The organism is Chrysiogenia bacterium, assembly GCA_020434085.1.
Lineage (GTDB): Bacteria > JAGRBM01 > JAGRBM01 > JAGRBM01 > JAGRBM01 > JAGRBM01.
The window spans coordinates 1-2,584 of sequence record JAGRBM010000625.1; the positions used below are offsets into that span (position 1 = coordinate 1).

Genomic DNA, 2,584 nt, shown 5'->3' on the forward strand with positions numbered 1-2,584 from the left:
AGTAGCGCGCACTCTCGCGGAACTTCATGGCCTTGCCCACCGGCAGGGAGTTTTCCATCACGTGGGAACCGTCGAGCGGGTAGACCGGCAGCGAGTTGAACACGCACAGCGCCAGGTTGATCATCGTGGCGTAGATGCCCATGGACACGACGGCCTGGATGAGCGAGGCGTTGCCCGGGTCGGAACGCAGCGCGCCCATGAGGGCCGGAAACGAGAAGCGCAGTGCCAGCCCGACCACAATGGCCATCATCAGGTTCGAGAGCGGTCCGGCGGCGGCAATGATCGAGTCATCGCGGCGCGGGCGCTTGAGGTTGCGGATGTTGATGGGGACGGGCTTGGCGTAGCCGAAACCCACCAGAAACAGCATCAGGGTGCCGATCGGATCGAGGTGGGCCAGCGGATTGAGCGTGAGGCGCCCGGCCCGCTGGGCGGTGTCATCACCCAGCCGGAAGGCGGCAAAGGCATGGGCGAACTCATGCACCGTGAGCGAGAAAAGGAGCACGGGCACGATCATCACAATGGCTTCGGGTTCGAGTCGAAACAGCATGAATACCTGTCCTGCACAGGGCGGCCTGAGCGGGGGACACTATCCCGGCAGGCAGGCGGGGGCAAGGGGAAGCAAAGGGCTTTTGAGCCCCGGAGAAGGCGATTTCGGGCGCGATTACCGGGCTTTGGGTTTGCCGCCGCCGGAGCCGCCGCCGTCGCCGCTGCCTGAACCGTTACCGGCGCCCTGCTTTGCGGGTTTGGCGGGTTTGCCAAAGCTTGGCGCCGGGCCGGTTTTTTCGAGCGGGATGTCGTCTTCGGCGCTCTCGGGCTGGCCCATGCGGGTCAGGCGCTTATCGACCCGGTTGAGGTAAGCCTCGATGTCACGCTGCTCGCCCTTGTTGATGCGCTTGTCGGCGCGTGCTTCCTTGAGCTTGCCCAGCGCCGCATCGAGGTCTTCCTGGCAGCGCTTGACCCGGTTGGCATCGGGTCCAGCGGCGGCTTCTTTGGCCTTGGCCAGGCGGGCAGTGAGGGCGTCGATGCGCCCCTGGATTGCATCGAGTCGCTCGGCCTGGCGCTTGCTTCGGCGCTCCTGCTGCGCGGCCTTACGCGCCTCGGCGCGCTCGGCGCGCTGCTCCGGGGTGAGCGGCAGTCGGGGCTTGGGCGTCTCTCCATTTCGGGCTTTCTCGCGTTGGGCGTGCTCGACCGCCTGCTTGCGATACCAGGGAACCGACTCATCGTCGGCCTGTGCCGCATGGGGACCCGCAAACAGGGACGCAATCAGGGCAATGAGAACTGCGAGTGCAAGCTTCATGGGATTCTTCCTTCTCTCAAACCAGAGCCGCTCCCCACGTTCGGGGGAGCGGCCGGCAGTCTAGTTCAAGCGCGAATCGTTATTCGCTGGCTGCATCGGCAGCAGGAGCGGCCGCATCACCCTCGGGCGCTTCGTCGTCGGCGCCCTCGCGGTAGGGGCAGTCGGGCTTGTCGCACTTGCCCGTGCACTGGTTGGTGCAGGGCTCGCCGTCGGCACAGATGTGGGGCTTGCCGCGCGGGCACACGCCCTCGGGATTGCCTTCGCACTTCTTTTTGGGTTGGGCGCAGACGCCGTCTGCGCCTCCCTTGCACTTGGACTTGTACGGGCAAGCATCGCCTCCGGGACAGTTGGCCTCATGCGGGCAGGCCTCCCCGCCAGGGCAGGGGCCCTTGTGCGGGCAGACAATGCCGTCGGGGCCCTGACCGTCGCACTTCATCTTCTTGTGCTTGCAGACGCGGCCCTCTTCATCGCCGCGGCAGCAACCGGCCTTCTTGTGCTTGGGGCAGTACTGGCCCTGCGCGGCGTCGTCGTGATGACCATGGTGAGGTCCCTTGGGACCGCAGGCGCTGGTGCCCATGGCCAGGAACAGGGCGAGCAGCAGCGCGCTCAGTGTGGTGATTCGTTTCATGTGATTCCTCCAGAGATGTGCTTACTGCCGGGCGGCGCCTCTCTACGCGCGGCGCTGTGCCCAGCCCATGTAGCTGATCTTCGTATCGGAGCTCGCGCGGCTCCGGATTCTATCGCCAAGCTGCGCATAGTTGAGCATGCCCAGCCGAAACTGCAAGAAGGATGAAACACTCTTAATCGGCCCGGCCGCCGGGGAGAGCCCGACGGTGTCCCGGTTTTCCAGTCCGTGGCGGGCCATGGCGGCGCTGAGCTCTTCGGGCTTGATAAACATGTCCCAGACGTGGACGTCGGGGGGTAGCAGGCGGGTGAGCGGCCAGTCCTGGAGCATCTTGATCATCACGAGCCGGCTCTGGGGCGTGCGGTTGATGGTGTCATAGAAGTAGTAGCCGCCTGGCTTTACCACCCGCGCGGTCTCGGCGATCACCTTGTCGAGATCGCTCACGTGTTCGAGCACGTCGCAGCAGTAGACCAGGTCGAAAGCAACGTCCTCGAAGGGGAGCTGCTCGCCGCTCCCGTGGACGTAGTCGATCGTGAGCCCGCGGCTCCTCGCGTGGGCGCGGGCGGCCTCCAGCAGGTCGGCGGCCGGATCGAGACCGGTCACCTTGCAGCCGAGGCCGGCGAACTCTTCGGCCAGAAAGCCGCCGCCGCAACCGATGTCGA

General features: G+C 65.7%; 4 protein-coding genes. All 4 read right to left on the reverse strand.

Annotated features, from left to right (window positions below; all coding sequences use genetic code 11):
• A partial coding sequence (locus tag KDH09_20140) for a site-2 protease family protein (GenBank protein MCB0222019.1) occupies positions 1-547 on the reverse strand: 547 nt, incomplete at its 3' end.
• Between the two features lie 114 nt (positions 548-661).
• Positions 662-1,297 (reverse strand): hypothetical protein, encoded by a 636-nt coding sequence (locus tag KDH09_20145; protein MCB0222020.1) that lies wholly within the window; start codon positions 1,295-1,297, stop codon positions 662-664.
• A gap of 79 nt (positions 1,298-1,376) precedes the next feature.
• On the reverse strand, positions 1,377-1,925 hold the full coding sequence (locus tag KDH09_20150) for a hypothetical protein (GenBank protein MCB0222021.1): 549 nt from the start codon (positions 1,923-1,925) through the stop codon (positions 1,377-1,379).
• Between the two features lie 42 nt (positions 1,926-1,967).
• A partial coding sequence (ubiG, locus tag KDH09_20155) for a 3-demethylubiquinone-9 3-O-methyltransferase (GenBank protein MCB0222022.1) occupies positions 1,968-2,584 on the reverse strand: 617 nt, incomplete at its 5' end.